This window comes from Okeania sp. SIO3B5 (assembly GCF_010692555.1).
GTDB lineage: Bacteria > Cyanobacteriota > Cyanobacteriia > Cyanobacteriales > Microcoleaceae > Okeania.
The window spans coordinates 43,655-59,898 of sequence record NZ_JAAHHG010000010.1; the positions used below are offsets into that span (position 1 = coordinate 43,655).

Below are 16,244 nucleotides of genomic sequence, written 5' to 3' on the forward strand. Positions count from 1 at the left end.
TTTAACGGGACTGGCGCGATTCGAACGCGCGACCTAGCGCTTCAGATTTGTGTGAGTTTCCCCACTCTCTGGACTATCCCTTCACCATAGCTCCAAAATAGCTTTAGGTGGTGGCCTAGTTTAAGCAGAATTTTATTTCTCCTTAAAACCCTAGTCTCTGCACCTTCTTCACCAATAATTAGGTAAAGCTTGGCTCAAGATTACCATATCTACAAATAATAGACTTAGGCTTCCTTGAATTTGACCACATTCACTCACGGAGTTTCCTCACATGGTGCCCGATACTTCAGGAGGCGCTTGCTCTATCCATCTGAGCCACAGCCCCATATTTTTTAGTAGTTAGTAGAGTATATTTAACTTTATGTACAAAATACTCTACATATGTAAGATTAAAATCTCGCAGCAATATTCCGCAGGATTTTGACATACTCCCAACGTTGCGCTTGAGGGACAACGGGGGATTCTTCAACCCACAAAGGAGTTGCAGTTTATACAGAGGTGATGCCCTCCCCCTGTGTTCTTATATTATAACATAGTCGCTTTTATCCCGACGTTCCCGACGAGGAGAACGCGGGACTTCTCGCTATTTTTTGTTAACTGTGGATTTTAACTAAATTTAAGGTGCTAAAGCATTACCCCGGAGAAGACTACCAATAGTTTTAGCAGTAATCTTCATCTGAACTAAAGGATTAGCAGGTACGACAGTTTTGTACAAATAACTATCAAAAGTTAGCTTCTGCACATCCATATCAGCACACATTTCTACAAAAGCTTCGCGAGTAGCATCAGAACGATAGAATACTCTCTGTAAAATATCTAACACTTTGTAAGTCATGCCATACTTCTTATCCCACCGCTTCAAATAAAGCTTTAAATCTGCTTCAGTAGGAATAGTCGCACCATTATTAGAAGTCTCTACAATAGTTTCAGCACACATCCGAGCAGACTTAGCCGCAAAATAAATACCTTCACCAGAAGACTTAGTTACAGTACCAGCAGCATCTCCCACTAGAGCAACTCTACCACGAACCCGACGAGGACGAGGATGTTCAGGAATGGGGTGAGCTTCTACCTTAATAATCTCTCCACCTTCCAGACGCTTTGCAGCACGAGCACGAATACCTGCTTGTAACTGTTTAATTCTGGCCTGGTTAGGTTTCATTGTGCCAGTACCCACAGCAACGTGGTCATGTTTGGGGAATACCCAAGCATAGAAGTCTGGGGAAACATCATCACCCACATACATCTCTGCTAGGTCTTCATAATATGCCATGAGATGTTCTGGCAGACGAATACGCTCTTGGAAAGCGATCGCGTAATTATAATCTCCAGCATCAATGGCCTTAGCTATACGGGAATTGGCCCCATCAGCTCCAATTACTAAATCTACCTTTAAGGTTTTAGCTGTACCTTGGATTTCACCTTCTGAATGGTCAGAGTAATGAAGAGTGTAGGGGTCTCTATCATTCGTAGGAATATCCAGTTTATAAACTGTGCCATTAATTAGGTTAGCTCCGAGAGAAGCTGCTCGGTCTCTCAGGAAGCCATCTAAAACTTCCCGACGGCACATACCTATATATTCATCTTGTTTTCGTATATGGATATCCACCTCAACATTAGAGGGAGATATCATTTTCATATTTCTAACGCGGCGATCGATAATTTCTGCTGGTAGGTCAAATTCACTAACCATACACAGAGGAATAGCTCCACCGCAAGGTTTAGCATTATCTAGTTTACGTTCAAATAAATAAGTTTCAATACCTGCTTTTACTAAAGTTTCAGCAGCAGATGAACCTGCTGGGCCAGAACCAACTACAGCAACTCTTAGAGTCAAAGGTCTTCTCCCAATCTTTTTTTATACTTACAAATTGGGATGGTATCACGGACTTGAGTCGCTTATTGTTACGTTCCGTTAAGCCTTGGGGCTTTTACTGTTGAGAAAAATGATTTACTTGACAGGATGTGTCACGAGACATTTTGCGTGTCGTGGCCATCAAAAAAAACGTTGAAACTGCACAATAGAAATGATGGAAAATATTCCGAATTTTAGTCATTTGTACAGCCGAGATGGCCATATCTGGATCGATATCAAAAAGCAAGCTGTGGGCTAAAGGATTAGGCGTTCTTTAAAACTAATTGACATCGTTTTGTGGTACTTTCTCTAATGATTCTGTCAGAGCTTTTGTTCTCTCCAGCAGCTCATTCATCACATTTTCTATTTCTTGTGGGCTTCCTGGTAAAACTTCAATGGCATCCCCTAAATCTTCTGCTAGTAATCTTTGCCTTTCTTCTGTTGGCCTTCTTTCCAGTTGGGCTACTGATGTGATTAGTCCAAATTTCTCTCCAATGAATTCTTTCAGGGAACGATAGTTGACCTGAATTTCTTCTTTGGCCACGGAGGAAGCAACAAATATTGCACCAGATGCTAGGGCATTAATGATTAAACCAACAGTTACTGGGTTCATTTAGTTCTCTCCAAGAGAATATTTTTAGGTTTAATATAACAAATTGCCAATTTTGACTCACTGCACAGTTTACTTTGGATATTTGAGGTAAAGAAATTGGTTTTTAATTACTTAATTTCAACTATTCTCTAAAGACGATTTCTCCATGTCTGATATGATTTGCAAACTCCTTTCATCAGATAATTCCTCTTGTCTGTTTTCGTTGAGAACTTGCTGTAGAAAATATAGATAGTTTCCCCAAGTAGTTTGAGTATTGGGATGTTCTTTTCCTAGCAGTTGCATACAAATTTTCAGTGCTTCCAAATACAATGGTTCTGCTTCTGTGTATCGCCCTTGATAGTCGTACAGTAATGCCAGATTGTTGAGACTCATGGCAACATCAGGATGTGAAGAGCCTAGGAGTTGCTTTGTCATCTCCAATGATTCTTTGTACAAAGGTTCTGCTTCTGTATATCGCCCTTGGGAGCGGTAGAGTAATGCCAGATTGTTAAGACTCATGGCAAAATCAGGATGTGAAGAGCCTAGGAGTTGCTTTATCATCTCCAATGCTTCTATGAACAAAAGTTCTGCTTCTGTATATCGCCCTTGGGAGCGGTAGAGTAATGCCAGATTGTTGAGACTCTTGGCAAAATCAGGATGTGAAGAGCCTAGCAGTTGCTTTATCATCTCCAATGATTCTTTGTACAAAGGTTCTGCTTCTGTGTATCGCTCTTGGTAATGGTAGAGTAATGCCAGATTGTGGAGACTCTTGGCAAAATCAGGATGTGAAGAGCCTAGGAGTTGCTTTATCATCTCCAATGCTTCTATGAACAAAAGTTCTGCTTCTGTGTATCGCCCTTGGGAGCGGTAGAGATTTGCCAGATTGTTGAGACTGGTGGCAAAATCAGGATGTGAAGAGCCTAGGAGTTGCTTTATCATCTCCAATGCTTCTATGAACAAAAGTTCTGCTTCTGTGTATCGCCCTTGGGAGTGGTAGAGTGCTGCCAGATTGTTGAGACTGGTGGCAACAGATGGATGTGAAGAGCCTAGGAGTTGCTTTGCCATCTCCAATGCTTCTATGAACAAAAGTTCTGCTTCTGTGTATCGCCCTTGATAGTCGTACAGTAATGCCAGATTGTTGAGACTCATGGCAACAGATGGATGTGAAGAGCCTAGGAGTTGCTTTTTCATCTTGTTGCTGTCATTCCTCCTGATGATTTCTGTAGCGCAGGTAAATTCCAAGCTTGTTTCTCTAACTCCTGTATCATTCTTTCCAACTTCCACCCAGACCTCCTCTTAAGAAAACGTCCTATCAATTCTAATCCCAAGGGTAAATATCCTAACCACTGACAGAGTTGTTTTGCTTCTTCTATTTGCTCTGCTACACGAAGCTCACCAATTAATACCTCTAACAATTCTAAGGCAGCACTCTCATTTAATACTTCCAAACGCAAATTTTCAAATGATTCTGACAGCCAATATCTGCGGGTAGTAATGAGTAATTTGAAACGTTGTGACTGTGGCGGTAAATAACGTTCAATTTCTTCATACTTATCCACATCATCTAAAATAATTAGTACATCTCCTGCTGGTTGCCAGTTTGACCAACAGTAGTCAAGATACTGTGCTACAGTCCAACCTTCTGCGGGAAATAGCTAATGAAATTCTGAAGTTACAGGCAGTTAGTGGTGAAAAGAAATCCAAAAAAAAGCAAGGTTCTAACTTAATTAATTGTTGCGGTGATGTAGCGGAAGAGAGCTGTGAGTGTGTTTTGTCGGACTGTAGTTGTAATGGCTGTGATTTTCCAGAATTAGATTGTGGTAGCTGCGAATTAGATTGTAGCCCAGACTTTGGCAGTTGTGGTTCATAATCATCATAGGTATAGTCGGCAAATATCCAGTCTATTAAACTTTTCCAGAAAAGAGGGAGTAGGGAATAGGGGGAAAGAATTGATAATTTATATGCGATAAGGGAACGAATTGGTTAGGACATAGAATGCTGATAAACCTTAGACAGAGAAATGGTTTTCCTACTGTTCCCTGTTCCCTATTCCCTGTTCCCTGCTTTACGATAAATTTTCAATTACTTTGTCAATCAAATCACAACCTTGTTCCACCGTTTCCACTTTTGCCAATTTACCCCGCAACTCCCCTGCTCCAGGAAAACCCTTAGCATACCAAGTCATGTGTTTGCGGGCTTGACGAATACCGCGATCGCCCTTATATTCCCATAGTGCCTGTAAATGTTCTTTAGCACATTCCAGTTTTTCTACTGCAGTAGGCGCTACTTTTTCTGCACCATTTTTCAAGAAATAATCAATTTCTCCCACCAAAAATGGATAACCCAAAGTTCCACGGGAACACATTACCCCATCAGCACCAGTTTCCTCCAAACAACGTATTGCAGCATCCACAGAAAAAATATCCCCATTAGCAATAACTGGAATCGAAAGTATTTCCTTCACTTTTGTAATCCACTCCCATCTTGCCGGGCCATTATATCCTTGGGCACGAGTCCGACCATGTAAAGTTAACATTTGTGCGCCAGCATCTTCCATTCTTTTAGCAAATTCAAGGATATTAATTTCTTTATTACTCCAACCAATTCTTGTTTTTACAGTAACAGGAACAGGCACAGCTTTTACGACTTTACTAACAATTTCTCCTGCTAATTCTGGCTGTCTTAATAATGAAGAACCCCCACCATTTTTGGTGATTTTATTAACAGGACAACCCATATTAATATCAACAGTATCCGCCCCTTCTTTTACAGCCATTTCTGCTGCTTCCGCCAAAAAATCTGGGCGACAATCAAATAATTGAATACTTATTGGTCGCTCATTATTATCAACTTCCATTATTTGAGGTAATTCTTTCACATAATGTAATCCTGTGGCGTTTACCATTTCAGTGTACATCATTGACTCTGGAGCATGACGACGTACTAGACGACGAAATACTAAATCTGTTACACCAGATAATGGTGATTGAAGTACACGACTTTTTACTTCAAAATTACCAATTTTTAGTGGAGTAGCTAATTTTTGTTTTAATTCAGGAGATAGAACAGTCATTTCAGTTATCAGTTATCAATACCAAAACGGGCAAGATGCCCATTCCACTCTCTGAATTATATCATGTCCGGTGGCATTTTTTGTGTGTAAAATTAAGTCAAAATTGGATGCTAGCGTAGTAGTTCCGCTAATTCTGTTTCACTTTGCACTTGAAGATTGGTTCAGAAAAAGTAAACATTCAGCTATTAGCTGTCAGCAAAAAAACTTTCTCTTTAAGAACAGTGTTTAAATTAACAATTGACTTTAAAGTTAAGGGAACCAACTTTTGTAGTAAGACAATTAAATATTGCTTTGATCGTAAACTAAAAGCAATAGCTGATAGCTGATAGCTGATAGCTGATAGCTGACGGCTGAATGCTTATCAGAAAAATATCTGACACGATATTTTCTGGGTTTGTTAAATCAATTAGTAAGTTATTTTCTTGAGGTATTAGTCTCATAAATTCGTCCTTTTTTTCTATATTTATCATAATTTTTTAATTGATTTTAACAAAGATTTTGAGTAAGCATTCAGCAGTCAGCTTTTAGCTAGCCTCCTGCGGAGGAACTACGTTAACAGCTATTGACGATCAGAGGAGGTAAAAGCAATTGAGAAATGCAATTTATAAATTTGGATAGAATTAAAAATTACTGTAAAATTACGCTTCTTTAAACTTATAAGAAATTATTCATTATTTGCTGATAGCTGACTGCTAAGAGCTGAATGCTTACGACTTTGATTATCAAAATCTTAGTTTTTTACATTTATATTAAGTTTTTTTGCATAGATTTGATATATTATTAATATAATGTTATATATTCTGTTGTTATAAACTTTTATCTCAACATTTTGGAGCAGTATCATGGAAATTTTTCAGAAAGTAATATCTGTATTAGCTTTTTTATCCATAGGATTTTCTCTCGCAGAAGTTTACTTAACAATGAATCCAGTCTGGAAGCGAAAACATGAGCGTGTAGTTGCAGAAAGTCAATCTGTTAGTGGTAATCTACTTTCTTTTACTATTGGAACTATTTTTGCAATTAACTCTCTTTTCACTGGAGAATATGTAGGTTTTATAGACAACATATTATTTAATGGTTTGGCATTGTTCTATATTTTTGTAGGAATGTCATTATGGGTACCAGGAGAAAGAAAAAAAGGCTTCTGGACTTTAATCAAAGAAGCCCTTAATTTTGAAAGAAAAGAAGCTGGAGATTTAGCCAAGTCATTTTTAAAACCTTCAGGAGCTAAAAAAATTATCAGTATTTTAAGCCAGGTAGCTATGATTGATGAAGTAATTGACCCCAGAGAAAAAGAGTTTATTCAATCATTTGCAGACCATTGGGGTATTAATTTTTCCTGGGATAATTTAACAACAAATAGAATAGCAGATGCTTCTGTAAATTTGATAAATTTACGTCAGGATGTAAATGATTATTTGGCAACTTCCCCACCTCAAAAACAAGTATCAGAATTAAAAGATATTATCAATGCTCTGGTGAATATTGATGAAGAAGTTTCTGAAAAAGAAAGGCTAATTATGGGAGAATTAGATGGCTTACTTTCTGAATACATTAGTCAAGAGTCAAATGCTGCTAGATATCATGTAATAGTAGCGCCACAAAACGAACGGCAGATTCAAGTAGTAACTACTTCACTACCAGAATTAACAAGATATGAAGTAGGAGAAGGATTTGCTTATAATAGCGGTCCTTTTTATTCTAAAGAATATGCAGATATTATATCTGATGGTTATCGCAGTCTTAATCTTTTCAGCATTGTGACTTTAACTCTTCCTACAGAAATAAATTCTATAAATTCTGAGGATGATTTAACAATTAATAATGAATAATTAATAATTAATAATTAATAATTAATAATGAATAATTAATAATTATTAATTACCTCTCCTTGAAAAGAAGAGGATTGACTAATAATGAAAATTTTTCTTTATTATCCCCTTAAAAGGGGAGGCTTTAAACCACAATTTTTCGGTAAGCAAATTAATCAATTTTTATGAAGAGGGAAGAAGGAAGAAGAAAGAAGGAAGAGGGAAGAGGGATTTTTTTTGCAGTTCTGTAATCTGAAGAGATACCAATCATGCTTCCATTTTCCATACCTTATGAGTTTTGGTACTATTGTGAAGCATATTGGACTATAATAGCATTTTGAAAAAAGAATGTTACGAATAATAAGCGTGATTAAAAGGCTTTAAATGAGATGTCTAATAGACATCTCCGATAATAAAAAATTAAATCAATAGACATCTCTAAAAATCAAAAACAAAATCAATTCTTACACAGAAATTATCAATTATTTCTCCCTACTGCCTACTCCCTCTTTTGGAGGAGATATCTAATTAGGGTTTGCTGATTAAATATCAAATAATTACCAGATAAAGGTTTGAGCCTTTTTAGGTATTAAAAAAGTACATGGTTTTCAGCTCTTCATGGTCAAAAAGTTAGCACTTTTAGCGCATAGTTGGGCAAAAAAATTCTCCCCTACTCCCCCGCTCCCCTACTCCCTACTCCCTACTCCCTCTATAATTTTGAAATGCTTGACTAAAGAATAGAAACTGTATGATTAAAAACCAAAAAAATCATGAAACAGTCGGTATTGCAGCAATTGGTTATTATATTCCTTCAGGAGTTATGACTAGCGAAGCGATCGCTAAACTAGCAGATATTCCCCTGTGGGTTTTGACAGAAAAGATAGGCATGGAAAAAAAATCAATTGCTGCTGAAGACGAACATCCTAGTGATATGGGAATTAAAGCAGCAATATCGGCTATAAATAAAGCTCAAATTCAACCAGAAGAAATAGATTTAATTGCTTATTGTGGTGTGGGAGATTACGATTACAGATTTTGGTCTCCCGCAGCTAAAATACAAGGTATTATTGGTGCTGAAAATGTTCATGCTTTTGAAGTTAGAAATTTTTGCAACAGTGGCAATTTAGGTATTCATATTTGCCGGAATATGTTGCTGGCAGATTCGAGCTTAAATTATGCTTTAGTTGTTTGTAGCGATAAATTATCCCAGTTGCTTAATTACTCAGATAAAAATACAAACTCCATACTTTTTTTCGCCGACGGTGCCGCCGCCGCCCTGTTAAAAAAAGGAGAGTCTAGTAACAAAATTATCTCCTATCATGGCATGACTGATGGGAAATTAGCTGATTTTATTCGAGTACCTTTGGGCGGTACTAAATTGCCTGTAAAAAGTGAAAATCTTGACTTAAGACTTAATTATATCCAAGTAGAAGACTGTGAAAAATTAGACTAAATTTTATCAGAAATTTATTTAAAAAATTATAAAAAAGTTATAATAACTGCATTACAAAAAAGTGGATTTTCCATAAAAGAAATAGATTTTTTGTTTACTAATCAAATTAAAAAAAGCTTATTATCATCAATTTTTGAATCTCTGAAATTAAGCGAAAAAAATACATTTATTTCTTTAAAAAAAACGGTCATTTAGGAGCAACAGATACTTTATTTGGTTTGGCTAAAACTATAGAATTAGAGAAAATAAAACCTGGTAATTTAGTAGTTTTAGCCAGTAGCGCTGCTGGGTTTTCTTGGGGAGCAACTGTGATTAAATATTAAGTAAGCATTCAGCCGTCAGCTATCAGCCATCAGCTATTGCTTTTAGTTTACGATAAAACCTTTATTAGATCAAATCCGGTAGCATTGGTGTAATAAGAAAGTGCGAGGTTTTAGGTGGTAATGGTTCAAAAATTTAGGATTTTGCTCAAGAGTTGGGCAGAAAAATTAAGGGATGATTCTTCCTACTATCTCTTCTATAAATTCCCATTTATCCTGACTCCTGACTCCTGACTCCTACCCTCATCCATAAGACTTTTCTGGAATTTTTTAAAAAGATTAGCAGTTAACATAGGAAAAACTATCTATCAACTCAAACATGAATTACTCTCAGATTATCTCCTCCAAGAACTGAAGAAGCCCACAATAAAATTCAGGGCTATTTTGATTGGATAGGTGTTTTTTTATTCTTGTTTTTTAAATGGTAAAAATCTTGAGGCGTTAGCGGAGCTTTGCGTCAGCAATCGCTATAATTTTTCAAGCGTTAGCGGAGCTTTGCGTCAGCAATCGCCTAAATTAGTAGACGCTATGTATAGTGTCCTTGCGTAAGTCCTGTTTTATTGAACTATTGAAGAGGCGATCGCTAGACGGCAAACACAACACATAACTTACGGTTTGCCACAATGGCAACAAAGCCCTCAAGGAGCGTAAATTAGTAAAGAGTAAAGGAGCAAAATTATAAAAGCTTCTAAAAGTCCACTATTCCCTGATGTTCGGTAAACACGCCTTCATGGAATGGTCTAAATAATCGCAGTATAGATATAAGTAACTTAATCTTAAAGACTGTATAAAAAATGGACAGGCCCTGGACTAAATCCAGAAGGCTCAAATATTAGTCCTTAAGTCAACCTCAAAAACTAGGGTTGACAAAAAGTAAAAATTTTTGTAGTAATTTGGAGCAAAAAAACTCTTATGGCAAAAGTAGTCGGAATTGACTTAGGTACAACAAACTCCTGCGTTGCAGTTATGGAAGGCGGTAAACCCACAGTAATTGCTAATGCAGAAGGTTTCCGTACAACCCCATCTGTAGTTGCCTATGGTAAAAAAGAAGAGCAACTCGTAGGGCAAATCGCCAAACGTCAAGCGGTGATGAACACCCAAAACACCTTTTACTCAGTAAAGCGGTTCATCGGGCGTAGATTTGATGAAGTAACTAATGAAACCACAGAAGTTTCCTATAAAGTACTAAATGTTAATGGTAACGTTAAATTAGATTGTCCAGCATTAGAAAAACAATTTGCCCCTGAAGAAATTTCAGCCCAGGTTCTGCGTAAACTGGTTGAAGATGCTAGTAAATATCTGAACGAAACAGTAACACAAGCAGTAATTACCGTACCAGCTTATTTCAACGACTCCCAAAGACAGGCAACCAAAGATGCAGGTAGAATCGCTGGTGTAGAAGTATTGCGGATCATCAACGAACCTACAGCAGCTTCTCTAGCTTATGGGTTAGATAAGAAAAGTAACGAAACTATCTTAGTATTTGACCTTGGTGGTGGTACATTTGACGTTTCCATTCTAGAAGTAGGTGATGGTGTATTTGAAGTATTAGCTACTTCTGGCGATACTCACCTTGGTGGTGACGACTTTGATAAGAAAATTGTTGATTTCCTCGCTAAGGAATTTGAAAAAGCAGAAGGAATAGACCTGCGTAAAGATAAGCAAGCACTGCAACGTTTAACAGAAGCAGCAGAAAAAGCTAAGATTGAACTTTCTAGCGTTACTCAGACAGAGATTAACCTGCCATTTATTACCGCTACTCAAGATGGACCTAAGCACTTAGATACCACCTTAACTAGAGGTAAATTTGAAGAACTCTGTGCTGACCTGATCGACCGCTGTCGCATTCCTGTAGAAAACGCCATTAGAGATGCTAAGTTAGACAAAAGTTCTATTGATGAAGTAGTATTAGTTGGTGGTTCTACTCGGATTCCAGCAGTCCATGATGTAGTTAAGAAAGTCCTCGGCAAAGATCCTAATCAAAGTGTTAACCCTGATGAAGTGGTAGCTGTTGGTGCTGCAATTCAAGCAGGTGTATTAGCGGGTGAAGTTAAAGACATTCTCTTGTTAGACGTTACTCCTCTATCTCTGGGTGTAGAAACCTTGGGTGGGGTAATGACCAAAATTATTCCTCGTAACACTACTATCCCTACCAAAAAGTCAGAAGTGTTCTCAACTGCTGTAGATGGTCAGACAAATGTAGAAATTCATGTACTGCAGGGCGAGCGGGAAATGTCTAACGACAACAAGAGTTTAGGAACTTTCCGCTTAGATGGTATTCCGGCAGCACCTCGTGGCGTACCTCAAATTGAAGTTACCTTTGATATTGACGCTAACGGTATTCTGAATGTAGCTGCGAAGGATAAAGGTACTGGTAAGGAACAGTCTATCAGTATTACAGGTGCTTCCACTTTACCAGATTCTGAAGTTGAGCGGATGGTGAAAGAAGCAGAAGCTAATGCTGCTGCTGACCAAGAGCGTCGTGAAAAAATTGACCGCAAAAACCAAGCAGACTCTTTAGCATATCAAGCTGAGAAGCAAATTCAGGAGTTGGGAGATAAAGTTTCTGAAGCTGATAAGACTAAGATTGAAGGATTGATTAAGGATTTGCGCGATGCTGTTTCTCAAGAAGATGACGAGCGTATTCAGTCTCTAACTACTGAGTTGCAACAAGCTCTCTATGCTGTGAGCAGCAGTATTTATGAACAAGCTGGTGGGGCAACTCCTGATGGAGCAACTCCTCCTAATGGTGATGGTGCTGCTGAGTCTTCCTCAAGTTCTGCTGGTGGAGATGATGTAATTGATGCTGACTTTACTGAAACTAAAAAATAAGTAGTCTCGGCGTTGCTGAAGGAGTCAGGAGTCAGGAGTCAGGAGTCAGGAGGGAAGAAAGAAGAAGTAAACAGGAGTAGAAGGAAAAAGTTTTTTACTCGCCCTCCGATCCGGACATGATATCATACCTCAAATCAGCAACGCTGTAGTCTCTAACCATAAAGTTTAATGAGATGTAGGGTGTGGGTGATGTCAAACCCTACTTAATTTACACATTTATTGAATTTTACCGAATAATTAAGGTTTAAAGGAGAGGCTTTAAAGGAGAAAAAAGCGGTCAAGGGATGCTGAGGAAACCTAGCCATATCCAATTGACCAAGAGAAGAAACAATTTTCCTTTGAGTCAATCCTCTTCTTTTTAAGGAGAGGTAATTATTAATTATTAATTATTAATTATTAATTGTTGAATCACATACTTCCAATGGCAAAACCATCTACCACTACTTCTGGCGATCGCTCTCAAGCAGCTAAGGTCAGAGAACTGCGTAAAATTAGCGATTTACTCGATAATGCTGTTCGCGTTCCTGGTACTTCTTATAGCGTTGGTATTGACCCACTTCTAGGATTGATTCCTGGGGGTGGTGATTTTTTAGGAGGACTTATTTCTGTTTATATTGTATTTTCAGGAGCAATGATGGGTTTGCCCCGGGAAACTCTGATACGAATGGCTTATAATATTGTATTTGATTATTTGGTAGGAATTGTGCCTGTTCTTGGAGATTTGTTTGATGTTGCTTGGAAGGCAAATTCTAAAAATATGGATATTATGGAGGCTCATTTAGAATCTCCTAAAAATAGTAAAAGTGCCAGTCGCTGGTTTGTTTTTTTGCTGTTGGGTGGTTTAATTTTATTTGTTATTATTCTTGCTGCTTTGGGGGTTTTAGTTATTAGTTTATTGGTGCAGATTTTACAGTTTATTACATCGGGTTAGGTTGAGAAAAATGGTTCTAAAAATTGCCCTTTTCAACCATAAAGGTGGGGTTAGTAAGACAACAACAACATTTAATTTAGGTTGGATGTTAGCATCGAAGGGAAAAAGAGTAATCCTAGTAGATACAGACCCACAATGCAATTTAACAGGTATGGTATTGGGGTTTTCTCGTAAACAAGAATTAGAAGAAATTTACAGTAAAAACCAAGATATTAAATCTGCTTTAGCACCTGCTTTCGAGTCTCAGCCAAGATTAGTAGAAGCGGTTAATTGTATTTCTATTGAACGACAGGATGGTTTATTTCTGTTACCTGGTCATGTAGGATTAGCTGAATATGAGGTAACTCTAGGAATAGCTCAAGAATTAAGTGGTTCGATTCAAACTCTTCAAAACCTTCCTGGTTCAATTTCCTATTTATTTGAAAAAACAGCAGAAAAATTTTCTGCCGACTATATTTTAATTGATATGAGTCCTAGTTTAAGTTCAATAAATCAGAACTTACTTATGACTAGCAATTTTTTTATTGTGCCTACTGTTCCTGACTTTTTTTCTATAATGGCAATTGATTCACTAGCTAGAATAATGCCAAAATGGCATATTTGGGCAGAAAAAGCTAGTGACTTAAAAGTTTTGAAAGAAGCTACTTATCCTTTTCCAAAAGTAACACCTCTTTTTTTAGGAACAATTATCCAAAACTATCGAATCATATATCAAAAACCTTCTGCTAGTTTTCAGGAATGGATAGATAAAATTCAAAAAGCTGTTTTAGATGAATTAGTTCCATCATTAAAAGAACAAAATATGTTATTACCGAATCAAGTTTACTCTTCTCAAAATATTAATAACTATTGTTTAACTCAAATGTCTGATTTTAATAGTCTTATTGCCATATCTCAGAACTGTCAAACACCTGTTTTTGCATTGACAAAGGAGCAAATTAAACAAGGTGGTAAACGAGGTACACAAGTTTTAGAAAGTACCTTAAAAGCACAAAGTACTTTTAAAGATAATTTCTCAACTCTAGCTGATCGAATTATTAATTTGACCTCTAATGCAGTCTGCGCTTGACCAGTTTCATATCAGTATTAATCGCGTTAGAGATTTGATAGCTGTTCATAACTCTGTTAAAGCGCAGTCTACTTCTGCTCTCGATCTTTCAGATATCTTAAGAGCTGCCTTAGTTCTAGCTGTAAGTGCCTTAGATTATTATATACATGAAGTTGTCACACTAGGAATGCTAGAAATACATCGAGGTTTGCGTCCTGAACCCCCTGCATTTTCTCGTTTTCAAATTTCTTTAGGCACTGCAAGAAAGGGGTTAAAAAATCCTCCTGATTTTGCATCTTATTTAGAAGATGAAATTCGACAACGACATAGTTATAAAAGTTTTCAACAACCAGATAGTATTGCAGATGCAATTAGGCTAATTTCAGATAAAAAATTGTGGCAAGAAGTTGGAAATATTATGGGTAGGCCAGACAAAGATATTAAGCAAGAATTAAAAATTATTATTGACCGTCGAAATAAGATTGCTCACGAAGCTGATATAGACCCTACTTTAAGTTTAGGCAATAGATGGGGAATTGACGAAATTATGGTGGGCGATGCAGTTGACTTTATTGAAGAGGTTGTTGATAGTATTCATTCAATTTTTTGATAATTTTTTTTATACTGAAATGTTGCGCTCCGATTCCAAATTTAACAAATAACCTTACGTCAATCTCCTCTTCAGGTAAATCGAAAAAAAACCTCGGTTTTGAGTGTTTTGATTATTAGTTTATTACTACAAATTATCCAATTTATTGCATCGGGTTAGGGATTAATATCAAGCAAATTCGCAATTATTCTTTAGTAGTAGAACAACTCAAGTAACCACCCCAATGTTGAGGTGGTTATTAACTGCTATAAAAACGAGATTAGCAAGTGTTATTGGTATTAGCGTTTAACTTAACCTTGCAGTAATTATAGTCTAATCTTTACAGACTTATACATTATAAATCAAGAGGACTATTGCTATAACCCAAAAAAAATATATTTCCAATCACAAACTTTTTCTTCCCTTCTGCCTTCTGCCTTCTGCCTTCTGCCTTCTTCCTTCTTCCTTCTTCCTTCTTTCTTCTTCCTTCTGCCATATCACTTAGTCTGAAAAATATTTTGTACCATTTTCTTATCCGTACTCGCCGCAGCATTATCCAGTTCCACAACTTCACCAGAATCTAATTCCCAACCTAATGCACCAATATTTTGTTCTGCCTGTGCTAGATTTTTTGCCCCCGGAATAGGAATTGTACCTTTACAAATACACCAGTTAATTGCTACTTGCGACATCGTTTTATTTCTTGACTTTGCGATTGCTTCCAAACATGATAATAGGGGGCGAACTCCTGGTAATATTTGCTTAAACAAAAAACCTCGAATACCTTGAGGAAGAGAACCATTTTCTGAATATTTTCCTGTTAATATTCCCAATGCTAAAGGACTATATGCAATTAATTTAATTCCCAATTCATCACAGATTTTTTTAACTCCTAATTCTGTCACAGGATAGGTTGATAATAGAGAATATTGAACCTGTAGAGTAGTTATAGGAATATGGCGATCGCGAAATTTTTCATACACTTTCATCAACCGTTTAGGCCCATAGTTCGATAGTCCCACACCTTTTACCTTACCTTGTTCGTATAAGTCAGCCAAACCATCTAAAAGTCCCCATTCCTGCCAGGGTAGATAATTCGCTGTAGACCAGTGCATCTGCACCAAATCGACATTTTTTCCAAGGCGTTGAGCGGATGCTTCGCCAGCAGAAATAATTGCTTGACGACCCCACCGCCAGGGATAAGCAGCAAGTTTTGTTGCAATGCAAATATTCTCTTGATTTGCACCTGTATATGCTTGGGAAAATTGCCCCAATAGCATTTCACTACGTCCATTTAATTTGCCTGTACCGTAGGAGTCACCTGTATCAAATAAAGTCACACCATTAGCAACACAAAGATTGAAGACATTTTGCAACTCATTATCCATACTTTCATCATATCCCCAGAGGAGGCGGTTGCCCCATGCCCATGTACCACAGCCCATTTTTGGTAGGATAAGTTTTTCTTTAGTTTGCATCCTGACTATTTCTCAATATTAGACATCTATATATTTTCTCACTATAGCGCCACGCGCCAGGGAATAGGGAATAGGGAACAGGGAATAGCAAACTGTAAAACAGAAATACGCTAACTGTCGTTAGGTTTCGTTAAGTTGGGCAGGTTTTGGGTGACGATTCTCACCCATCTCCCCATCCCCCCATCTCCCCATCTCCCCATCTCCCCATCTCCCCATCTCCCCATCTCCCCATCTAAGGTGTGTCGGTCCACTATGAGACTAA

Annotated in this window: 16 protein-coding genes; 8 read left to right on the plus strand and 8 right to left on the minus strand. The window is 37.4% G+C overall.

From position 1 onward, the window contains the following. Positions 1-616 precede the first annotated feature (616 nt). The 4 genes from chlP to F6K54_RS02650 all read right to left on the minus strand — a co-directional run bounded on the left by chlP (position 617) and on the right by F6K54_RS02650 (position 4,006). A complete protein-coding gene (gene chlP / locus F6K54_RS02635) occupies positions 617-1,837 on the minus strand; it encodes a geranylgeranyl reductase (RefSeq protein ID WP_293074064.1) in 1,221 nt (406 codons plus the stop codon). A gap of 298 nt (positions 1,838-2,135) precedes the next feature. After that, entirely contained in the window at positions 2,136-2,468 is a 333-nt protein-coding gene (locus F6K54_RS02640) for a hypothetical protein (protein ID WP_293074067.1), read from the minus strand. 117 nt (positions 2,469-2,585) lie between these two features. Continuing rightward, positions 2,586-3,638, minus strand: coding sequence for a tetratricopeptide repeat protein (locus F6K54_RS02645; protein WP_293074070.1), 1,053 nt, complete (start codon positions 3,636-3,638; stop codon positions 2,586-2,588). Next, positions 3,635-4,006, minus strand: a complete 372-nt coding sequence (locus F6K54_RS02650) for an NB-ARC domain-containing protein (RefSeq protein ID WP_375341948.1) — start codon at positions 4,004-4,006, stop codon at positions 3,635-3,637. The genes F6K54_RS02645 and F6K54_RS02650 overlap by 4 nt, the downstream gene beginning before the upstream one ends. Positions 4,007-4,047: 41 nt before the next feature. On the opposite strand from F6K54_RS02650, the gene F6K54_RS02655 reads away from it, so the two are divergent. Next, on the plus strand, positions 4,048-4,317 hold the full coding sequence (locus F6K54_RS02655; protein ID WP_293074073.1) for a hypothetical protein: 270 nt from the start codon (positions 4,048-4,050) through the stop codon (positions 4,315-4,317). Between the two features lie 195 nt (positions 4,318-4,512). Here the strand turns inward: F6K54_RS02655 and dusB are convergent, their stop codons facing one another. Next, on the minus strand, positions 4,513-5,520 hold the full coding sequence (gene dusB, locus F6K54_RS02660; RefSeq protein ID WP_293074076.1) for a tRNA dihydrouridine synthase DusB: 1,008 nt from the start codon (positions 5,518-5,520) through the stop codon (positions 4,513-4,515). Positions 5,521-5,822: 302 nt separating this feature from the next. Then, entirely contained in the window at positions 5,823-5,990 is a 168-nt protein-coding gene (locus tag F6K54_RS02665) for a hypothetical protein (RefSeq protein ID WP_293074078.1), read from the minus strand. Between the two features lie 372 nt (positions 5,991-6,362). Here F6K54_RS02665 and F6K54_RS02670 point away from each other — a divergent pair, with 372 nt between their 5' ends. The 7 genes from F6K54_RS02670 to F6K54_RS02700 all read left to right on the plus strand — a co-directional run bounded on the left by F6K54_RS02670 (position 6,363) and on the right by F6K54_RS02700 (position 14,525). Next, a complete protein-coding gene (locus tag F6K54_RS02670; RefSeq protein WP_293074080.1) occupies positions 6,363-7,352 on the plus strand; it encodes a hypothetical protein in 990 nt (329 codons plus the stop codon). 727 nt (positions 7,353-8,079) lie between these two features. After that, a complete protein-coding gene (locus F6K54_RS02675; RefSeq protein WP_293074082.1) occupies positions 8,080-8,784 on the plus strand; it encodes a hypothetical protein in 705 nt (234 codons plus the stop codon). Positions 8,785-8,930: 146 nt separating this feature from the next. Further along, the gene (locus F6K54_RS02680) at positions 8,931-9,107 is read left to right on the plus strand and encodes a 3-oxoacyl-[acyl-carrier-protein] synthase III C-terminal domain-containing protein (RefSeq protein WP_293074105.1); all 177 of its coding nucleotides are present in this window, start codon (positions 8,931-8,933) and stop codon (positions 9,105-9,107) included. 909 nt (positions 9,108-10,016) lie between these two features. After that, positions 10,017-11,936, plus strand: a complete 1,920-nt coding sequence (dnaK, locus tag F6K54_RS02685) for a molecular chaperone DnaK (RefSeq protein ID WP_293074084.1) — start codon at positions 10,017-10,019, stop codon at positions 11,934-11,936. Between the two features lie 403 nt (positions 11,937-12,339). Next, entirely contained in the window at positions 12,340-12,867 is a 528-nt protein-coding gene (locus tag F6K54_RS02690) for a DUF4112 domain-containing protein (RefSeq protein ID WP_366558035.1), read from the plus strand. A gap of 10 nt (positions 12,868-12,877) precedes the next feature. Next, the gene (locus tag F6K54_RS02695; protein WP_293074086.1) at positions 12,878-13,936 is read left to right on the plus strand and encodes a ParA family protein; all 1,059 of its coding nucleotides are present in this window, start codon (positions 12,878-12,880) and stop codon (positions 13,934-13,936) included. Continuing rightward, positions 13,920-14,525 (plus strand): HEPN domain-containing protein, encoded by a 606-nt coding sequence (locus F6K54_RS02700; protein ID WP_293074089.1) that lies wholly within the window; start codon positions 13,920-13,922, stop codon positions 14,523-14,525. Before F6K54_RS02695 ends, F6K54_RS02700 begins: the two co-directional genes overlap by 17 nt. A 334-nt stretch (positions 14,526-14,859) precedes the next feature. Here F6K54_RS02700 and F6K54_RS02705 read toward each other — a convergent pair whose 3' ends face one another. Together F6K54_RS02705 and F6K54_RS02710 are read right to left on the minus strand one after the other, a co-directional pair. After that, on the minus strand, positions 14,860-15,000 hold the full coding sequence (locus F6K54_RS02705) for a hypothetical protein (protein ID WP_293074092.1): 141 nt from the start codon (positions 14,998-15,000) through the stop codon (positions 14,860-14,862). Between the two features lies 1 nt (position 15,001). Beyond that, positions 15,002-15,982 (minus strand): aldo/keto reductase, encoded by a 981-nt coding sequence (locus F6K54_RS02710; protein ID WP_293074095.1) that lies wholly within the window; start codon positions 15,980-15,982, stop codon positions 15,002-15,004. Positions 15,983-16,244: the final 262 nt, after the last annotated feature.